Origin of the sequence: Parashewanella hymeniacidonis (genome assembly GCF_016900895.1) — a bacterium.
GTDB lineage: Bacteria > Pseudomonadota > Gammaproteobacteria > Enterobacterales > Shewanellaceae > Parashewanella > Parashewanella hymeniacidonis.
Genome location: NZ_JAFEUN010000092.1, coordinates 1 through 18710, shown reverse-complemented (window position 1 = coordinate 18710; position 18710 = coordinate 1). Strand labels below are relative to the sequence as shown.

General features: G+C 39.5%; 17 protein-coding genes and 1 pseudogene. 6 read left to right on the top strand and 12 right to left on the bottom strand.

Annotated elements, in window-relative coordinates; all coding sequences use genetic code 11:
• Positions 1–394 precede the first annotated feature (394 nt).
• Genes JQC92_RS16485 through JQC92_RS16475 form a run of 3 tightly spaced genes read right to left on the bottom strand, consistent with a single transcriptional unit; the run spans position 395 to position 4269 of the window.
• Positions 395–3025: an MlaD family protein gene (locus JQC92_RS16485; protein WP_205000672.1), complete on the bottom strand. Its 2631-nt coding sequence runs from the start codon at positions 3023–3025 to the stop codon at positions 395–397.
• Positions 3003–3644, bottom strand: coding sequence for a paraquat-inducible protein A (locus tag JQC92_RS16480; protein ID WP_205000671.1), 642 nt, complete (start codon positions 3642–3644; stop codon positions 3003–3005). The genes JQC92_RS16485 and JQC92_RS16480 overlap by 23 nt, the downstream gene beginning before the upstream one ends.
• Positions 3637–4269: a paraquat-inducible protein A gene (locus JQC92_RS16475; protein WP_205000670.1), complete on the bottom strand. Its 633-nt coding sequence runs from the start codon at positions 4267–4269 to the stop codon at positions 3637–3639. Before JQC92_RS16475 ends, JQC92_RS16480 begins: the two co-directional genes overlap by 8 nt.
• Before the next feature lie 340 nt (positions 4270–4609).
• Here JQC92_RS16475 and JQC92_RS16470 point away from each other — a divergent pair, with 340 nt between their 5' ends.
• Together JQC92_RS16470 and JQC92_RS16465 are read left to right on the top strand one after the other, a co-directional pair.
• On the top strand, positions 4610–5125 hold the full coding sequence (locus JQC92_RS16470; protein WP_205000669.1) for a hypothetical protein: 516 nt from the start codon (positions 4610–4612) through the stop codon (positions 5123–5125).
• 15 nt (positions 5126–5140) lie between these two features.
• A pseudogene (locus JQC92_RS16465) lies at positions 5141–5578 on the top strand (Tle-like phospholipase domain-containing protein); the annotation flags it as partial.
• Between the two features lie 43 nt (positions 5579–5621).
• Here JQC92_RS16465 and purB read toward each other — a convergent pair.
• The 5 genes from purB to JQC92_RS16440 all read right to left on the bottom strand — a co-directional run bounded on the left by purB (position 5622) and on the right by JQC92_RS16440 (position 10144).
• Positions 5622–6989 (bottom strand): adenylosuccinate lyase, encoded by a 1368-nt coding sequence (purB, locus tag JQC92_RS16460; RefSeq protein ID WP_205000667.1) that lies wholly within the window; start codon positions 6987–6989, stop codon positions 5622–5624.
• A 146-nt stretch (positions 6990–7135) separates the two neighbouring features.
• On the bottom strand, positions 7136–7753 hold the full coding sequence (gene hflD / locus JQC92_RS16455; RefSeq protein WP_205000666.1) for a high frequency lysogenization protein HflD: 618 nt from the start codon (positions 7751–7753) through the stop codon (positions 7136–7138).
• Positions 7754–7756: 3 nt separating this feature from the next.
• Positions 7757–8872, bottom strand: coding sequence for a tRNA 2-thiouridine(34) synthase MnmA (gene mnmA, locus JQC92_RS16450; protein ID WP_205000665.1), 1116 nt, complete (start codon positions 8870–8872; stop codon positions 7757–7759).
• A gap of 106 nt (positions 8873–8978) precedes the next feature.
• Entirely contained in the window at positions 8979–9449 is a 471-nt protein-coding gene (locus JQC92_RS16445; protein ID WP_205000664.1) for an NUDIX domain-containing protein, read from the bottom strand.
• A gap of 17 nt (positions 9450–9466) precedes the next feature.
• Positions 9467–10144, bottom strand: coding sequence for an rRNA large subunit pseudouridine synthase E (locus tag JQC92_RS16440; protein WP_205000663.1), 678 nt, complete (start codon positions 10142–10144; stop codon positions 9467–9469).
• A 222-nt stretch (positions 10145–10366) separates the two neighbouring features.
• On the opposite strand from JQC92_RS16440, the gene JQC92_RS16435 reads away from it, so the two are divergent.
• On the top strand, positions 10367–12589 hold the full coding sequence (locus JQC92_RS16435) for an NADP-dependent isocitrate dehydrogenase (RefSeq protein WP_205000662.1): 2223 nt from the start codon (positions 10367–10369) through the stop codon (positions 12587–12589).
• Between the two features lie 170 nt (positions 12590–12759).
• Here JQC92_RS16435 and cspD read toward each other — a convergent pair whose 3' ends face one another.
• The gene (gene cspD, locus JQC92_RS16430) at positions 12760–12966 is read right to left on the bottom strand and encodes a cold shock domain-containing protein CspD (RefSeq protein WP_129947818.1); all 207 of its coding nucleotides are present in this window, start codon (positions 12964–12966) and stop codon (positions 12760–12762) included.
• A gap of 211 nt (positions 12967–13177) precedes the next feature.
• On the opposite strand from cspD, the gene clpS reads away from it, so the two are divergent.
• Together clpS and clpA are read left to right on the top strand one after the other, a co-directional pair.
• Positions 13178–13486 carry an ATP-dependent Clp protease adapter ClpS gene (gene clpS / locus JQC92_RS16425; RefSeq protein WP_205000661.1) on the top strand — a complete coding sequence of 103 codons (309 nt, stop codon included), beginning with the start codon at positions 13178–13180 and terminating at the stop codon, positions 13484–13486.
• A 46-nt stretch (positions 13487–13532) separates the two neighbouring features.
• The gene (clpA, locus tag JQC92_RS16420; RefSeq protein WP_129947816.1) at positions 13533–15797 is read left to right on the top strand and encodes an ATP-dependent Clp protease ATP-binding subunit ClpA; all 2265 of its coding nucleotides are present in this window, start codon (positions 13533–13535) and stop codon (positions 15795–15797) included.
• Between the two features lie 78 nt (positions 15798–15875).
• On the opposite strand, the gene infA is transcribed toward clpA, so the two are convergent.
• From infA to aat, 3 genes are all read right to left on the bottom strand, one after another.
• Entirely contained in the window at positions 15876–16094 is a 219-nt protein-coding gene (infA, locus tag JQC92_RS16415) for a translation initiation factor IF-1 (protein ID WP_006081934.1), read from the bottom strand.
• Between the two features lie 95 nt (positions 16095–16189).
• Positions 16190–16906 (bottom strand): arginyltransferase, encoded by a 717-nt coding sequence (locus tag JQC92_RS16410; protein ID WP_205000660.1) that lies wholly within the window; start codon positions 16904–16906, stop codon positions 16190–16192.
• Positions 16899–17618 carry a leucyl/phenylalanyl-tRNA--protein transferase gene (gene aat / locus JQC92_RS16405; protein WP_205000659.1) on the bottom strand — a complete coding sequence of 240 codons (720 nt, stop codon included), beginning with the start codon at positions 17616–17618 and terminating at the stop codon, positions 16899–16901. The genes JQC92_RS16410 and aat overlap by 8 nt, the downstream gene beginning before the upstream one ends.
• 49 nt (positions 17619–17667) lie before the next feature.
• On the opposite strand from aat, the gene JQC92_RS16400 reads away from it, so the two are divergent.
• Positions 17668–18141, top strand: coding sequence for an outer membrane lipoprotein (locus JQC92_RS16400; protein ID WP_205000658.1), 474 nt, complete (start codon positions 17668–17670; stop codon positions 18139–18141).
• The last annotated feature ends 569 nt before the right edge of the window (positions 18142–18710 follow it).

The following is an 18710-nucleotide window of genomic DNA, read 5'->3' as shown; positions in this document are numbered from 1 at the left end:
AGCACCAAAAACGACCAGAAACCGTAGGTTCACTATATCATTTCTGGTCGAAATTGAATGTATCAAAGAGCTATATTGTATTATCGATCATAATGTTAGATTTTTTTCATAGCCGACTAAATAAAACCTTCATAACATCTTGAAAAATAATCTTGAAACTTAGACTGCTCAAACTTCATTACACTTCCGTATTTTTGATTTCCACTCTTTAACTCTATATAAATTAACATTTATAACAGTGGCTTACAAATTCTTGGTGGAACTTTAATTATGTGCATTCTCGCTGCAATCGAGCATCTACAGGTATCATGGGTATAATGGGTATAATGGGTAGTTAGGTATATTTTTGCCAGCCAAATGAAAATATCTGACTGGCATACATTGTTCTAAATATTTATTGTTTGGGCGCCCAATCATTCCATCCTGACTTCTCTTCAGGGTGAAGTATGAAAGTATCTTTAGGTTCGAGATGGTTTGATGAAGTTGTTTTATCTTCAGTCACAACAGCAATGCCACCGACAAGTATATTTTCTAGAGAACCAGTATCAATTTGCAAACCTGAAAATATCCCTGCATCAACTTTAATGCCTGAACGCTCCCAAAATTGACTGCTTTGATTAATATACTTCGCGAACTTGCTATCAATATAAGCTTCTACTTCTACTTTATCACCGTGTTGATTTAAGTGGTAAGCCTCAACTTGACCGACAGGAATACCTCTGAAGAAAATATGAGTGCCTTTAGTTATGGAGCCAAGTGAACTCTTAACTAGAGTGATTCTATAAGCGTCTTTAGGCGCATCAGTGAAAGGCATTTTACTTAATTTTCCAATGAAACGATCTGAAATTTTTCCACTGGTACCAGGAGTAACGGAAATATAGGGGCCTGTTAGGATAGTTTCTGGTGCTTTAATGCCCGCTAATGAGATTTCTGCGTTAACAAGAGAGTATGTAGAATCTGAGCGACTGAATGCCTGTGCATACTGACTTTGCAGGTAACCCGTGGCTGTTATTGATTCTAAATCTTCATTTAACCTTACATTGGTGATTTTACCAACTTCGAACCCTTGGTATGAGATAGGAGCGTTGGCCTTTAAGTTTGATTTTGCAGAAAAATCAATAGTAATAGGTTTTGCTTGTGCAATCGCAAGTTCACTTGAATCGTATAGAATATTGCTAGCAGTTGCAGGTGTTGTTTTTAATAACCCTAGACTAATGCTGCTTTGCAATAGGCCACTGAGTGGTGCAACATCGACTTTAATACCATGTAATCCTGCATCAATACGAGCCGCCTGATTACGCCAAAATACTGCCTTTGTATTAACAAGAGATTGGAATTGTTTGTTGATGCCTAGGTTGATTTCAAATGTATCCGTATCGGAAAGCCATTTTACTGACCGTATTTGGCCAATGCGCATCTTTTTATAAAAGATAGGCGAGCCCTTTTCGAGTCCAAAAGATTCTGCTGATACCAATTTATAACTCATCGAGTTTGATTCGATGAATGATTCACTCGCATTATCGATAGATTGATAGAGTTGCAGAGATGACGTTAATGAATTTTCTCGGTTAGATTTTTTCCCAATTAACTCAATCGAACCACTTAAAGCACTTGCAAGATCGCCTGTTTTTACCGATACACCTTTTAGGTTCGCACTGATATTCAATGCTGGCCGCGGAATGAAATAACTGGCTTTATTAATTAAGTTACGAAATTCAGGTTTAACTTCAGCCGAATATGTTACTTGGCTGAGATCTTTAGCTAGGGAAACTTCATTCACTTTACCGATTGTAATTTTTCTATAAGTGATTGCAGATCCATCTTTCAATCCAAAGTTTTCATCACTATTGATCGTAAATTTAAATGATGGCGCTTTGGCTTCGTCCGGCTCGTCGGTGAGTAAAGTATATTCCCTTTCTGCTGAGCTTGACTTACCTTGTCTAGGAAGAAAACTAATTACAGCGCCAGTTACTAATCTTGATGCGTGCTTAATGCCATCTAATCCGATTTGCGCACCTTCAGTCCAAAACTTTGAAGTATCAGAAAGTAAGTGAGTGTATCTGTGATAAATCTGTGCTTCTATCTCTATTTTGCCATTTTTTAATTCAGTGTTAGTTACATTACCCATGGTTAAACCACGATATTCAATGCTGGTACCTATGTTAATGCTATCGGCTGAATTCGTCGTTAGCTTGATATTGAGTCCGCCTAAGGCTTCTTCTTCAGTATCAAATAAAGTAAAAGTGGCACCTGAATTTGTTCGCTTGCTGTTGTTCGGTGAGTCAAAACTGATCCCGCCAGCAATGATAGAAGCCAAGCTCTCAGCGTTGATCTTTACCCCAGAAAGGGATGCATCAATTTTAACGCCAGATGTATTCCAGAAATGACTATTCTTCTTAATTAAATAGGCATACTGCTTTTCAACGAATACACTGATAGCAACTTGGTCACTCTTGTCTAAGCGGAAACTCACTACATTCCCAACAGAGATTTGACGGTAGAAAATATGAGAGCCAATATCAATCGAGCCCAATTTTTTCGCATATAAAGTGATCAACATCCCTTCACTTGCAGGCATTATCGGTGGTGCTTCTAAACTGGCCTCAAACTTTAATTTACGAACACCGTCACCAGGTTTAATTGCGATATAATTGCCAGAAAATAGTGTATCTAGCCCCTCAATTTTAGTGATGCTTGCTTTAGGGCTAACCAACCAAAACTGAGAGTTTTCATTTAAAAATTGCTCCCCACGATAGTTCATATTAACGGTTACAATGACACCTTGAAGTGAACCATCAATTTCAATATCTTTGACCTTACCAACATTTACCCCTTGATATTTGACTAGTGTCTTACCGATTTCAATACCAGTCGCATTCGGGAAGTGAATTTTAATCTCAGTTCCTGCATCTTTTATGCCTTTGACAAGCAGCCAAATTCCTAAAAGGAATGCAACCGCTGGTAACAGCCAGATTGGGGAGAAAAGTTTCTTTTTTACTATTTTAGGCGTTTCGCTTTGAATCATGTTCCGTTTCCACTTTATCCCACAACAGTCTTGTATCAAGCACTTTGGCCGCCAACTGAGTGAATAAAATTACTAGAGCAAAAGGTGTTGCAGCAGGACCCGCTTGAGCATCAAGCAACTGTCCCATATTAACTAGAGCAACCGTTAATGAAATTACACATAGATCAAGCATAGACCAGCGCCCAATCCATTCGATAATATGAAAACCTTTCATAAGCACACGCTTAGGAAGAGGTAAGTTAAAGCTGATGGCTGAAAGGTATGTAATTAACCCTAATATTTTCAACCATGGTACGAGAATACTGGCAATGAATAGAATAATCGCTATCGGTATCATGCCTAAGTCGATAGTATGAAGAATTCCTGTAAAAATAGTATCCTCAGTTTCCTTACCTTGTTTTGTAATGATACTGATTGGATAGTAGTTAGCAGGTACAAGCATGATTGCCGCTGTGATCAACAGGGCCCACGCTTTTTGAATGCTTGAGTGATCTCTATCCCTTAATTTAGTGCCACATCTATCACAATCGTTAAGTGCTCTATGACATACTTTTTTGCATGTATGACAAATTAATAAATCAAGATCACTACCTTGAAGGTACTCCACCTTTTTAGTCATGAAGGTGGCTCCACATATGCTCAATGTCATATTCGCGCTGCATAAAAATCATCGTTATGAACAGCATGGTGTAGCAAAATGTCCCAATGCCAAAGTAAACATCAGCAAAATCACCCAAATTGAATGAAGTTACCAATAAGCTAATGATATAAATTTCAGGCATCGAAAATTGCTTAATCAGGTTATGCTTTTTGAGTAAAAATCTGAATGTAATCCTTGCTAATCTATTATCTATAGCAAACTTAATGATTAATGTTTGAGTAAGAATAGAGAGCACAAATAATAAGGGAGCAACGATGGCGGCTAGAATCACAGCGATTCCTACGACAAAAAAACCTTGGCTTAAAACAGCGTATGCGCCTTCAAAAACCGTTGAGGTTCTGATACTGCCAAGAAAGTGAAGTTCCAAAATGGGAAAATAGTTAGCAGGGATTAACAATATTAGTGCGGAAATGCATAAAGCTAATAAACCATTTACGGTGCAAAATGGAGCATGGTAAAGGGCAGTATGGCAACGAGGGCACAAGGCTCGAACATTCACAGGAAGTGCACGTTTAGAAACGACAACATCACAAGAGTGACATAAAACGACAGATTCTAAGTCCTTGTTGGTACTACTCGACACCTTACGATTTCCATTTGGTTTTGCGTTGATCAAATTTTAGCAATAGTTGTGATCAAAATCGATTTTGTTTTTAGGAAACAATGAAAATAAAAACCTAAATGTCAGCGACACGAAGGTGATAATATTAATTTTTGATTATAAATACTATGTAAGTCATTGATTAGCGATAGAACTAAAATAAATTAATATAAGAGAGTTAATGAAATCTTACTTTTGATGTTTTAATCAGTATGATTTTCACAAATGCATTAATTATTAGAATGTAATGGGGCTCACTTCCTCTTTCGAACGAACTCGACCAGCTACTACTGCTGCTGGGTCAACGGTTGCTGGAAGTTCAGTGAACGATGCAACGAACACGGGGAGTTCAGGTACGTCTGTTACTTTGAATTCCTGTGATTGTTCCGTTAAAAAAGATATTGATCTGCTCTCTGATGAGTTTTGGGACGAAGTCGATGAAAGAATATCGAAGCCCAAACCTAAGACTGAGAAAGCAATAGAACGTTTTGACATACAAGGAACAGAGAGTGCAGAAGAAGTAACGTTAGCTTCTCCCGAAAGAGTTGACCTACTCGAAGGATACTCTGATGAAGAATTAATGCTTGCGGCAGATCTGGCTCACTTTAGCTACAGAACATGTTCACTTGATCCTTCTCAAACATTTAAAGAAATCAAAATAAACCACCAGGGAATGACAAATACAGGTATTGATCTGTCAGGAATTCTAAAATGTGATCCCAGATCAGTTTTCTGTTATCGGCTTTCCAATGATTCTCACCTCGATAGATATTTTTTAGCATTTAAAGGAACTGATAATAAATCAGGTTCTTTCGAAAGCATTAAGCACGGTATGTGAGTCAGTTCACCTGCATATAATAAAGCAATGAAACTATCACAAATACTGATGGATAAAGTTAGTAAAGGAAAAGTTGTTTGTGTAGGTCATTCTTTAGGTGGTGGCCTTGTATTGGCGAGCTCAAAAGCTTGTGGCTGTATGTCTATTGCGCTTAATCCTGACAATGTCGCAGATAAGACTGCATCGAAATTTATTAGGGAAAGCGGAATTGGAACAGGTGTCCATAATATTGATAACCTTGCAATAGTTTTCACCGTCAAGGAAGAGTTACTAGCAAGAGTTAACGGATTTCTTTCTTCAGGGAACGAAGGAGGGCAAAGGCATACAATCGATGATAAAGCTTCGAAACAAGAATTGCTGGGCTTTAAGAAACATGGTATTGGATATGTGAGAAGCGTTTTATCTGATTATTTAGTGAATATTAGGCAGCAAAGAAGTACCAATTCAAAATAAAAAGAGCCGCTAAAAGCGGCTCATTAAAAGATAAAATTAAAAATTACAATTCATCAACAAAGGTTTCAGCACGACCAATATAATTAGCAGGAGTCATTTTCTTGAGCTCAATTTTCACGTCTTCAGGTAATTCAAGACCATCAATGAACGCTGAAAGTTGCTCACCATCAATACGCTTACCACGAGTGAGTTCTTTTAATTTCTCATATGGTTTTTCAATGCCGTAACGACGCATCACAGTTTGTACTGGCTCAGCCAATACTTCCCAGTTGTGATCAAGCTCATTACGAAGGTGCTCTTCATTTACCTGCAGTTTGCTAATGCCTTTTAAGCTGGCTTGATATGCAATGACAGAATGAGCAATACCAACACCTAAGTTTCTTAATACTGTTGAGTCAGTCAGATCACGCTGCCAACGAGAAACTGGAAGCTTAGCAGCAAGGTGTTGCATCAGAGCATTTGCAATGCCTAAATTTCCTTCAGAGTTTTCAAAGTCGATAGGATTTACTTTATGTGGCATTGTAGAAGAACCAATTTCACCGGCAATAGTACGCTGCTTGAAATGGCCTAACGCAATATAACCCCAAATGTCACGATCAAAGTCGATTAGAATCGTGTTGAAGCGTGCAATCGCATCAAACAGTTCTGCAATATAATCGTGTGGCTCGATTTGAGTTGTATAAGCGTTCCACTCTAGACCCAAGCTCGTAACAAACTGCTCAGAAAGCGCATGCCAGTTTACTTCCGGGTAAGCGGATAAATGAGCATTGTAGTTACCCACAGCACCATTGATTTTACCCATTAACTCAACAGCGTTAATTTGCTTTAACTGGCGCTCTAAGCGAACGACTACGTTTGCCATTTCTTTACCTAGTGTAGAAGGCGAAGCTGGCTGGCCATGGGTACGAGACATTAATGGAATACTGCGAGTTTCTTTTGCAATTTGTTTAATTGCTGAAATTACTTTTTCACAATAAGGTGCAACAATTTTCTCTCTTGCTTCTTTTAACATTAAGCCGTGAGAAAGGTTGTTAATATCTTCAGAAGTACAAGCGAAGTGAACAAATTCATTAATCGCATTAAGTTCAGCGTTGTCAGCGAATTGTTCTTTGATGAAGTACTCAACCGCTTTTACATCGTGGTTTGTTGTGCTTTCAATTTCCTTTACTCGCATTGCGTTTTCAGCACTGAAGTTATCTTTAATGCTGTCTAACAGAGCAATAGCGTCTGAACTCAATGAAGGTACCTCTTCGATACCGTCACAGTTTGCTAATAACTTTAACCAGTTAATTTCAACCTGAACGCGATATTTCGTAAGACCGAACTCGCTGAAAATCTCTCTTAGCTCTACTGTTTTACTACCATAGCGACCGTCTACAGGAGAGATAGCAGTTAGTGCGGAAAGTTCCATTATAAGCTCCTTGATGAACTTTAGTTTTCGTAGGGGGTGTTAAGTAACTGAGCATAAGATTGTCTACAGTTAATTCTGTTGGACTCCATGCTTTGCTACTTATTAAGCGTTTTGTCAGCGTAGGCTGGCATTAGACGCCTTTCTTTTTATATATTCTGTAAATTATATTTTGCCGCTTCAACGAGTTTTCTACGTTGAAACACTAATTCTCTTCTTTTTCCACCCAACTGACGCCACAGCACTGCACTACGAGTCGCCGCTAACAAATAGGCACGTATACGCTCTTGAGTGGAAGTTTGCTTAATGATATCTGGTTTACCTGCCACCATAATTCTCGGACCAAGTACGCTGACTAAATCAACATAGATGCTAGCAAGGCTTCTGATTATTTGTTCATCCGTGATCTTAAAGTGGATTAATTGACGATCGAGCTGTCCAATTCTTTCCCCCAGTTGTGACGTATTGCCTGACTTGGCCAATTTGCGCTCTAGAGATAAAACAGCAACAAGGTAGCGGGTGATTTCGATATCTTTACTGTCGGAGTCGCCAAGTTGTTGCAAAGTAAGTTTATAACCGTTTTCGAGAACGGACTTGTCAGGATACACGTCGCTAATGCTATCTGGGTTGGTAACTGGAATGCTGCTTAAGCAAGCTTCAGTGGCTTCAATGTCCATTTCGCCCGTTCGAGCAATTTTTTGAACTAAAGACAGGGCATTCAAAATGCCCGCAAATGCCATTGCTTTTTCTTGTCTTTGCTTATCCATGAATTAGTCCTTAATTAACTCATCGATAATGCCGCCACCTAAGCAAACTTCACCGTCATAAAATACAGCGGATTGACCAGGTGTAACTGCAGCAACGGGCTCATCAAACATGACTCGAATCGTTTCGTCATCAGTATAAGTGATATAACAAGCTACATCAGTTTGGCGATAGCGAGTTTTAACGGTGATCTTTGAACCGTTTTCTGGGCCTTTTCTATCTACCCAATGCAACTGATTTACTTTCATTCCAACCGACATTAAGCGAGGATGTTTACCACCTTGAGCTACGACTAACACATTGCGATTCAATTCTTTATCTACAACATACCAAGGGTTGTCGTTGCTGTTTTTTAAGCCGCCGATACCTAAACCTTTGCGTTGACCAAGCGTGTGATACATCAAACCTTGATGCTGGCCAATCACTTCACCGTCAACAGTTTCAATATTCCCTGGTTGTGCAGGTAGATAGTTCGCTAAAAAATCAGTGAACTTACGTTCACCAATAAAACAAATACCGGTACTGTCCTTTTTAGATGCTGTTACTAAGCCTTGCTCTTCAGCAATTTTACGTACTTCAGGCTTTTCTAATTCACCAACAGGGAAAAGGCTACGAGCTACTTGATCGTGTCCGAGAGTATAAAGGAAATAGCTTTGGTCTTTATTACCGTCGACGCCACGTAACATTTGAGTCGTACCATCAATATCACGACGACGAACATAATGTCCCATCGCAATGTAATCTGCATCAAGAATGTCGTCCGCAAAGTCTAAGAAAGCTTTGAATTTTATTTCCTTGTTGCACATGATGTCTGGATTTGGTGTGCGACCCGCTTTGTATTCCTCAAGGAAATATTCAAAAACGTTGTCCCAATATTCAGAAGCAAAATTAACGGTGTGAAGTTTGATGCCAAGTTTGTCACAAACAGCTTGAGCATCTTTTAGATCTTCAGCTGCTGCGCAGTATTCATCGGTATCATCTTCTTCCCAATTTTTCATGAAAAGACCTTCAACTTGATAACCTTGCTGAAGTAGCAAATAAGCAGAAACAGAAGAGTCTACACCGCCGGACATACCAACGATGACTTTTTTATCATGATTTGTGGAATTTTCAGATGTCATAAATACTTTAAAACCAAATTAGAAATGCAAAATACGCCTAGTATTAATAGGCGCAGCATTCTATCACGGCTAAAGTGTTTGAGCTACGAGAATAGCGATGAGAAGCTTATAAAAAATCAGCAGATAGACACTTTAATGGTGCCAAGTTTCCTGCAAAATAATCTTTTATGGTTTTAATGATTAGCGGGCTTCTTAATTGTGCTTCTATTGCCTTAATCTCATCAAACGTCATCCAATGCGCCGCAACAATTTGAGGATCCTGCGGTTTCGGAGTCGGTGGGTCAATGGTTACCCCGTATTGGTTTACAATACAGTGAAACGTAAATCTTAAAAATTGAAGATCTGCTTTAGCTTGATATTGGTCAACGCTGGTCATTGAAAGAACTTTGGTTGCAATACCTGTCTCTTCCATTATTTCACGCTCACAAGCTTTGATAAGACTCTCGTTGGCTTCTAAATGACCCGCTGGCTGGTTGTAAACCGTTTTACCATCGATAATTTCTTCTACCATTAACAGTTTGTCATTCCATGCAACAATACCTGCCACCGTTACATTCGGCTTAAAACGTTCGGTCATTGATTCACCTTTAATGATTACAGCTTAGGATTAACTTCGATATATTTGCCAAGCTCAATTAGCTGAGCGGTATGATCTAAAGTGTACTGCCCTATACTATAGCGTATCAATCTTAACGTAGGGTAACCGATATGGGCTGTCATACGACGAACTTGTCGATTTTTACCTTCACAAATACTGATTTTTAACCATTGTGTGGGTTTATTTTTCCGCTCACGGATCGGTGGCACTCTTTCCCAGATATCAGGCTCTTCCATTAACTCAACATTGGCTGGCAGAGTCATCCCATCTTTGAGTTCAACACCATTGCGTAATTTATCCAGGTCCGCTTTACAAGGAGCACCTTCTACTTGCACCCAATAGGTTTTAAAAGTCTTTTTGTTAGGTTGTGTCAATTTTGCTTGCAGTTTACCGTCATTGGTAAGTAACAGAAGTCCTTCACTGTCTCTGTCTAAACGGCCCGCAGCGTATACGCCCTCAACATCAATATAATCTTTTAACGTTTTTCGGCCTTCTTCATCGGTGAATTGGCACAAAACATCGAAAGGCTTGTTAAACAGCACCAATTTCCTGTCTTCAGCAGAAACAGTTTTCTTATTTTGAAACTTAAGTTTGTTGTTACTTTGATGATTTATTGAGCGCTTAGGGGCGTTTTTACGCCATTCAGAGCGATTTTTGAAACTATTTTCAGTCAAAAGCTATCCATTCATTTGCGATACTAACTATCATTTAGCATCTATCGTTTGCTTATGTTGACAGTTTACTTCGATTTCCGCTGCATGGGAATTTGTAATGAATTCATAAATTCATTTATGATGCATGGCAAATCGGCAAGCTGTCACACTTTTAATAGAATTTGAGACGCACGCATACCCTAATAAATTAACAATTACCTATCCATATCTATAGGACGAGAAATGAAAGATAAAATTCCAACAATTATTTATACAGAGACAGATGAAGCACCAGCATTAGCAACGCATTCTCTGTTACCTATCATTAAGCGTTTTACTAGCGCTGCTGGTGTAAATGTTGAAACCCGTGACATTTCTTTGTCTGGACGTGTTATTGCGACTTTCCCTGAATATTTAACGGAAGAACAACGCATTTCTGATGCGCTGGCAGAATTAGGTGAAATGGCGAAAACACCTGAAGCGAACATCATTAAACTGCCTAACATCAGTGCGTCTATCCCACAGCTAAAAGCGTGTATTGCAGAGCTTCAGGCACAAGGTTACCAATTACCTAATTATCCTGATGAGCCACAAAACGACGAAGAATCAGCGATCAAAGCTGCTTACGATAAAATTAAAGGTAGTGCGGTAAACCCAGTACTTCGTGAAGGTAACTCCGATCGTCGTGCTCCAAATGCCGTTAAGAACTACGCTAAGAAAAATCCACATTCAATGGGCGCATGGTCTTCTGATTCTAAGTCCCATGTTGCGCACATGTCTAACGGCGACTATTTCAGCACTGAGCAATCAGTAACTGTTGCTAAGGAAACTTCTGTTGATGTTGTATTAACGAAAACTGATGGTTCAAAGCAAGCATTAAAGTCTGGTATCAAACTTCTTGCTGGTGAAGTGATTGATTCAGCTGTAATGAATCAAAAAGAATTAGTGAGCTTTTTTGAAGCTGAAATTGAAAAAGCCAAGCAACAAGATGTGCTTTTATCGCTTCACTTAAAAGCGACGATGATGAAGGTTTCTGATCCAATCTTCTTCGGTCACGCAGTTAAAGCTTTCTATAAGCCTGTATTTGAGAAATTCGCTGCTGAGTTCGAAGCGTTAGGTGTTGATGCGAATAATGGTTTTGGTGACGTAGTTTCTAAAATCCAAAATCTTCCTGCTGATAAGCAAGCAGAAATCAATGCTGCGATTAAAGCTGTATACGCAGATCGTCCAGCATTAGCGATGGTTGACTCTGATAAAGGTATCACTAACCTACACGTACCAAGTGACATCATCATTGATGCTTCTATGCCTGCAGCAATCCGTGCTAGCGGTCAAATGTGGGGCCCTGATGGCGAGCAAAAAGACACTAAATACATGATCCCAGATCGTAGTTACGCAACTATCTACGATGAAACGGTTAAATTCTGTATCGAAAATGGTGCATTTGACCCAGCGACAATGGGTACTGTTCCAAACGTAGGTCTAATGGCTCAAAAAGCAGAGGAATACGGAAGCCATGACAAAACTTTCGAAGTTGCTGATTCTGGTGTTGTAACGGTTGTTGATGCTGAAAGTAATGTACTAATGACTCAAAATGTTGAGCAAGGTGATATCTTCAGAATGTGTCAGGTTAAAGATGCTCCAATCCGTGATTGGGTTAAGTTAGCCGTTAACCGTGCTCGTTTGTCTGCTACTCCAGCGGTATTCTGGTTAGATAAGAACCGTGCACACGATGCGCAAATCATTGCAAAAGTTGAAGAGTACTTAAAAGATCATGATACAGCGGGTCTTGAACTTCATATTATGGCTCCACAAGAAGCGACTCGCTTCTCTCTAGTGCGCATCAAAGAAGGAAAAGATACGATTTCTGTAACAGGCAACGTATTACGTGATTACCTAACAGATTTATTCCCAATTCTTGAACTGGGTACGAGTGCGAAAATGTTGTCTATCGTTCCATTAATGAATGGTGGTGGCTTATTCGAAACTGGTGCTGGAGGTTCTGCGCCTAAGCACGTACAACAAGTTGAGAAAGAAGGTCACTTGCGTTGGGATTCACTAGGTGAGTTTTTAGCGTTAGGTGCATCTCTAGAGCACCTAAGCCAAAATACTGGTAATGACAAAGCAATGATTTTGGCGAAAACACTAGATGGCGCAATTGGTAAATTCTTAGACAACAACAAGTCACCTTCTCGTAAAGTCGGTCAACTCGATAACCGTGGTAGTCACTTTTACTTAGCTATGTATTGGGCTCAAGCACTTAAAGCACAGTCTGAAGATGCTGAGCTTGCGCAAGCATTTGCAGAATTGGCTAACAACATGACGGCCAAAGAAGAAACCATTATCGCTGAATTGAATGGTGCACAAGGTCCAGCAGTAAATTTGAACGGTTACTATCGTCCTGATGCAACTCTGGCAAGTAAAGCCATGCGCCCAAGTGCTACATTAAATGCGCTGATTGGTTAATTGATAAGTTTGAACTTGAGTTGTTGAAATTGATAGCTCAAGTATTGAGCTATCTTTTGTATCAATGGATAAGCATTAAAAAAGGAAGCTATTTGAGCTTCCTTTTTTCTTTAGTACACCATTCAACCGCTTTATTTAATCGAAACCGAATAGACAAGCAGAGTTATTATTTATTTTGCAGGTGTGATGGCTGAAGCATGCATACCTTTAGGGCCTTGCTCAACTTGATATTCAACAGGTTGTCCAGCCTTAAGAGTTCTATATCCATCCATATCGATGATTGAATAGTGTGCAAAAATATCTTCGCCGCCTTCGTCTGGGCAAATAAACCCAAAACCTTTGGCGTTGTTGAACCACTTCACAGTTCCGCTTGCCATACTTCCACTTCCTTCTGTTGTCTACTTCTCGGTAAGATAGTAAAAACTAAATGAACATAAAGGTATTTACGTTCGGCAACCAGAATGTGATGATATTTATAAGATGTCAAGATAAATTTAACAAATATACAACATACGAACTGTGATAATGACAGTTACATGTCAAACAATGTAGATTAGACATGGTTTCTACAAAGAGGTTTAACCAGTAATGAGTAAATTAGGTAGTGCAGAAGTCGTGGAAGATGATGTTTTAACAGAACTTTCAACGCCTTCTATGTACCAGGTCGTTTTAAATAACGATGATTACACGCCAATGGATTTTGTTGTCGAAGTGTTAGAAGTTTTTTTTAACAAGAATGAACAGCAGGCAACAGATATAATGTTAACGATTCACCACCAAGGAAAAGGCATTTGTGGCACTTATCCTTTTGATATCGCAGAGACTAAAGTCATCCAGGTGAATCAGTTTTCAAGAGATAATCAACATCCTTTGCTTTGTACGCTAGAGAAAATATGAAAATATATTACGCTAAGAGTATCGGGTTATTTTTTTGGGGGTGCCTATGCTGAACAAAGATTTAGAAGTGACATTGAATTCAGCTTTTCAGCAAGCTAAAGATTCTCGGCACGAATATATGACAGTAGAGCATTTATTGCTTGCGCTTTTGGACAACCCGTCCGCTCAAGAGGCTTTATTATCTTGTGGTGCAGACATTAATCGTTTAAGAGATGAAGTCAGTCGCTTCATTGAACAAACTACGCCGCTGATGGCTGAGACGGGTGAAGATAAAGATACGCAGCCAACATTAGGTTTTCAACGTGTCCTTCAACGTGCCGTTTTCCATGTGCAATCTTCTGGTCGTAACGAAGTGACTGGAGCTAATGTACTGGTTGCGATTTTTAGTGAGCAAGAATCACAAGCTGTTTATTTGCTTAGACGTTGTGACATTACTCGACTAGATGTGGTCAACTTCATTTCTCACGGTGTCACTAAATCAGATAGTGAGCCAGAATCAATCAGTTTTGAAACGGGTGATTCTGAAACGGAAACAGAACAAGAAAAAAGTATTCTTGCACAATACACAACTAATTTAAATAAAATGGCTGAACGGGGCGATATCGACCCATTAATCGGCCGTGATAATGAAATTGAGCGTACCGTTCAAACATTATGTCGTAGAAGAAAAAACAATCCATTACTGGTCGGTGAGGCTGGTGTGGGTAAAACCGCAATTGCTGAAGGCCTTGCCTATCGCATTCATCAAAAGGAAGTGCCAACGGTAATGGAAGATGCGACAGTTTATTCATTAGACTTGGGCGCACTTCTCGCAGGTACGAAGTATCGCGGGGATTTTGAAAAACGCTTTAAAAGCTTATTGAAAGAACTGACAGCGGATGAGCATGCCATTCTCTTTATTGATGAAATCCATACCATCATTGGAGCTGGTGCAGCGTCTGGCGGTGTAATGGATGCCTCAAACTTGTTGAAACCTCTATTATCAAGTGGCAACTTGCGCTGTATGGGCTCTACGACGTTCCAAGAATTCCAGAGCATCTTTGATAAAGATAAAGCGTTAGCGAGACGTTTCCAAAAGATTGATATTAATGAACCAAGTGTGGCTGAAACGACGTTGATTTTGAAAGGCCTTAAAACCAAATATGAAGATCATCACAGCGTTCGTTACACTCAAGAAGCCTTAAGCACTGCGGCTAAGTTATCCGCTAAACACATTAATGACCGTCACCTACCTGATAAAGCTATTGATGTGATTGACGAAGCGGGTGCGCGTATGGCCATGCAACCGAAAACGAAGCGAAAGAAAACGATTGGCAAATTCGAAATTGAAGAAATCATTGCCAAAATCGCACGTATTCCTGAGAAGACGGTTACTGCATCGGATAAAGATTTACTCAAAAATCTTGAGCGAAATCTTAAGATGGTTGTATTTGGTCAAAATAAAGCCATTGAGAGCCTAAGTTCAGCAATTCGACTTTCTCGCAGTGGCTTAGGGCAAGAGAAAAAGCCAGTTGGCAGCTTCTTATTCGCTGGACCAACAGGTGTTGGTAAGACAGAGGTAACCAACCAGCTCGCAAATTGCCTTGGCATGAAGTTAGTACGCTTTGATATGTCTGAATATATGGAAGCTCATGCCGTTGCACGTTTAATTGGTGCGCCTCCAGGTTATGTGGGTTATGAACAAGGTGGTTTACTGACGGACGCCGTTATTAAACAACCACATTGCGTTGTATTACTGGATGAAATCGAGAAAGCACACCCGGATGTTTATAACTTGCTACTTCAAGTCATGGATCACGGTACTTTAACCGATAATAACGGTCGTAAAGCTGACTTTAGAAACGTAACTTTGGTTATGACTACAAATGCTGGTGTTCAAGAAACCATTAAGCAATCTATTGGTTTCCAACAGTTGGACAGAAGTGAAGATGCGATGGATGAAATTAATCGTGTGTTCACCCCTGAATTCAGAAACCGATTAGATGGCATTATTTGGTTCAATCACCTAGACATGACAGTAATTGCTAAGGTTGTTGATAAGTTCTTGGTCGAACTTCAAGCACAGCTTGATGAAAAACGCGTTGTACTTACTGTAACTGACGAGGCAAGAACCTTACTCGCTGAAAAGGGTTATGATAAGAACATGGGAGCTCGCCCAATGTCTCGTGTCGTGACGGATTTAATTAAGCGACCATTGGCCGACGAAATTCTCTTTGGTGAGCTAGAAGCTGGTGGTAAAGCGACAGTTGATGCAAAAGAGGGTGAAATTGTGATTGAAACAAAATCATCTGCGAAAGCGGTAACCAAATAGGTATATCTAGCATTTTAAACAGAAAAACCCGGTTATGGCCGGGTTTTTTATTAATATATGGAATATATTCTTGCTAGATTAGCGTGCACGGAAGACGATACGTCCCTTAGTTAAATCGTAAGGAGTCAATTGCACTGTAACTTTGTCACCAGTAAGAATGCGAATATAGTTTTTACGCATTTTTCCAGAAATATGCGCAATGACAACGTGACCGTTCTCCAGCTCTACACGAAACATAGTGTTTGGTAGAGTCTCAAGAATTGTGCCTTGCATCTCAATGTTGTCTTCTTTCGCCATTAAATTATTATCCCATTACCTTCAAATATAAAAATTGCGCGTATCATGCCCCAATTTATACAAACTGTAAAGGGCAGCATTAAAAAACCACAAGATTAATTGTGTCTTTGCCAGCCTTGATCTGTAAGTACTTCAAAAGGGCGATATAACTTCTTATAGTTCATTTTTCGGCATTCATCAATTTGATAACCCAAGTACACATATTGCTTATTGGTTTGTTGTGCCAGCTCAATTTGTACCAAAATCATGAAGCTGCCTAAAGAGTAGTCAGCATAATCGTTATCAAAAAAGCTATAGATAGCACTGACGGAGTTTTTCAAAATGTCTGTAACTGCAACACCTATCAACTTGTTTTCATCATAAATTTCAATAAATGAATCCGGCAGCCATGAACACAGAAGAAATTGTTCGTATTGATTTTTATCAGCGGGATACATAGGCCCATCGGAATGCCGAGCTTCAATATAGTCTTGATATAATTGAAAGTATTCCTCTTTATTTTGGTCAACAAGCTTCCAAGTAAATTGCTCATTCTTCTTTAACGTGCGTTTTTGACGCTTTGAAAGCTTAAATTCATCTACATCAATTCGAATTGGCTTACACTCGGCACAAGCAGGGCAGTGAGGTTTGTATATAGCACTCCCATTGCGCCGAAAACCTAAGCTGAGTAGTCTTTCATAAAGGGAAAGATCAATTTCATAATCAGTGAGCGTTAACAATTGCTCTTGTTGCCCTGAAAGGTAACTACAATCAAAGGGGTGAGTTAAGCCAAAATAAATCAGCTCTTCAGTCGATGTGGGCCTATTATTCATGAATTCCCCCTTCACGAAATACTCTAGCTTGCCAGCAACCTTGTTTTGGTTGTTGTTGTTTAAACTCGGCTAATAAAGTCAAAAAATCATTTCTTGAAATAATCTTAGCTCCAAGACTCTCTAGATGAGGATTCATCATTTGTGTGTCTATTAAAGCGTAGTCAAACTCAAGCAATAATTCTTGAAGGTAGACCATTGCGACTTTTGATGCATTAGTTACAATGTGAAACATCGATTCACCGCAAAATACTCGGCCCACAGCAATACCATACAAGCCACCAATTAATTGGCCTTGCGCCCAAACTTCTATTGAATGTGCTTGTCCTAAGTTATGGAGCTGGCAATAAGCATCTTGTATATCTTGTGTTATCCAAGTCGCTTCTTGTTTTAACCTCGGTTTAGCACAATGTTCAATTACGGACTTAAAATCGTTATTAATTGTGATTGTCCAATCCGACTTTTTTAAGAATTTTTTTAAGCTTTTACTGATGTGAAGTTGTCCGGGAATAACCATGGCTCTAGGATCTGGCGACCACCATAAAATGGGGTCTTGATCATCAAACCACGGGAAAATACCGCTCTGGTATGCAGCAAGTAATCGGGATGGAGATAAGTCGCCACCAATGGCTAAAAGCCCGTTCGGTTCAGCGAGTGCTAAACTTGGATCAGGAAAGCTATGATCAGATTCAGTGAGAAAAGTTAACGAATGCATGTTTTTAGAGTAATGTAGTTGTTATATATAAATTAGCGGAAAATTGATTATGATAAAACCTAAACTCGTCAGTTTCATTTTACTTTGTTTATTTTCAAGCTTAGCTTTTGCTTCTGGTCCATACAACCGTAATAAAGCACAACCTGTTAAAGAAGTGGTTTATGGTGATGTTACCTCAATTCGAAGTATCACTCAGCAAGAGATCATTAAAGATAAAAATAGTGGTTGGAAGACGTTTGGTGGTGCCTTGTTAGGTGGTGTAATAGGTAATCAATTTGGTAAAGGTAGTGGTAGAGACATTGCAACAGTATTAGGCGCAATTGCAGGTGGCAGTATTGCCAATCAGCAAAGTAGCCAACCGAGATATCGTGAATATAAGTTGATTGAAATGATGATCAAACAAGATGATGGTAAGAGCGTTATGATTGTTCAAGACTTGGATCCTGGGATGCCGTTTAAGGCGGGAGATAGGGTGAGGGTGGTTTATTTGGAGAATAGTGTCAGAGTTGATATTGCGATGTAATGATTTTATTATTTGGCATATTGCACGATTCATTATCGTCATACCAGCGGAGGCTGGTGTCCAGTGACTTTTTAATGCGTAGCATCATTTTTTATATCCAGATATCAAAACTTCTGCGAAGTTTACAAAGTCGTGGAGTTGCACTCCACGCCGCCAAAAGGGGAAGCCTCCAGCTGCTTCCCCTTTTGAATCCCCAGAGCCGCCCAAACGAAGCTGAGCGTTTCAGATATGATTGAATAAATGACTAACAGCTCAGATGGTACATTTGATAGGCAGGACGCCTGAATGTCGTGAAGCACATGGATGTGCGAGAACGACCTGTACCACTGAGCTTAGCCTGACGTCCATGTCAGGCTCACGCCATTTTATATTCAATCATATCCTCAACAACTTCGATGGGGTATGTTGCAGCTCTCAACGTTATCTGAAATTACTGGCTTGGTTTTGCCCCATTCCTTGCCAGCAACAAACACTCACAGCAATACAATTTCTAATGTTTACTCGCTAAAAATCATATTATTTATGACAGACTATTTTATAACAAAACAGACCTAATGATTACATTTATG

Bases quoted from the DNA above. Each gene is read 5' to 3' on its own strand.
- JQC92_RS16485 (WP_205000672.1), bottom strand. From the start codon at position 3,025: ATGATTCAAAGCGAAACGCCTAAAATAGTAAAAAAGAAACTTTTCTCC.
- JQC92_RS16480 (WP_205000671.1), bottom strand. From the start codon at position 3,644: ATGACTAAAAAGGTGGAGTACCTTCAAGGTAGTGATCTTGATTTATTA.
- purB (WP_205000667.1), bottom strand. From the start codon at position 6,989: ATGGAACTTTCCGCACTAACTGCTATCTCTCCTGTAGACGGTCGCTAT.
- hflD (WP_205000666.1), bottom strand. From the start codon at position 7,753: ATGGATAAGCAAAGACAAGAAAAAGCAATGGCATTTGCGGGCATTTTG.
- mnmA (WP_205000665.1), bottom strand. From the start codon at position 8,872: ATGACATCTGAAAATTCCACAAATCATGATAAAAAAGTCATCGTTGGT.
- JQC92_RS16445 (WP_205000664.1), bottom strand. From the start codon at position 9,449: ATGACCGAACGTTTTAAGCCGAATGTAACGGTGGCAGGTATTGTTGCA.
- JQC92_RS16435 (WP_205000662.1), top strand. From the start codon at position 10,367: ATGAAAGATAAAATTCCAACAATTATTTATACAGAGACAGATGAAGCA.
- cspD (WP_129947818.1), bottom strand. From the start codon at position 12,966: ATGGCAAGCGGAACTGTGAAGTGGTTCAACAACGCCAAAGGTTTTGGG.
- clpS (WP_205000661.1), top strand. From the start codon at position 13,178: ATGAGTAAATTAGGTAGTGCAGAAGTCGTGGAAGATGATGTTTTAACA.
- clpA (WP_129947816.1), top strand. From the start codon at position 13,533: ATGCTGAACAAAGATTTAGAAGTGACATTGAATTCAGCTTTTCAGCAA.
- infA (WP_006081934.1), bottom strand. From the start codon at position 16,094: ATGGCGAAAGAAGACAACATTGAGATGCAAGGCACAATTCTTGAGACT.
- JQC92_RS16410 (WP_205000660.1), bottom strand. From the start codon at position 16,906: ATGAATAATAGGCCCACATCGACTGAAGAGCTGATTTATTTTGGCTTA.
- aat (WP_205000659.1), bottom strand. From the start codon at position 17,618: ATGCATTCGTTAACTTTTCTCACTGAATCTGATCATAGCTTTCCTGAT.
- JQC92_RS16400 (WP_205000658.1), top strand. From the start codon at position 17,668: ATGATAAAACCTAAACTCGTCAGTTTCATTTTACTTTGTTTATTTTCA.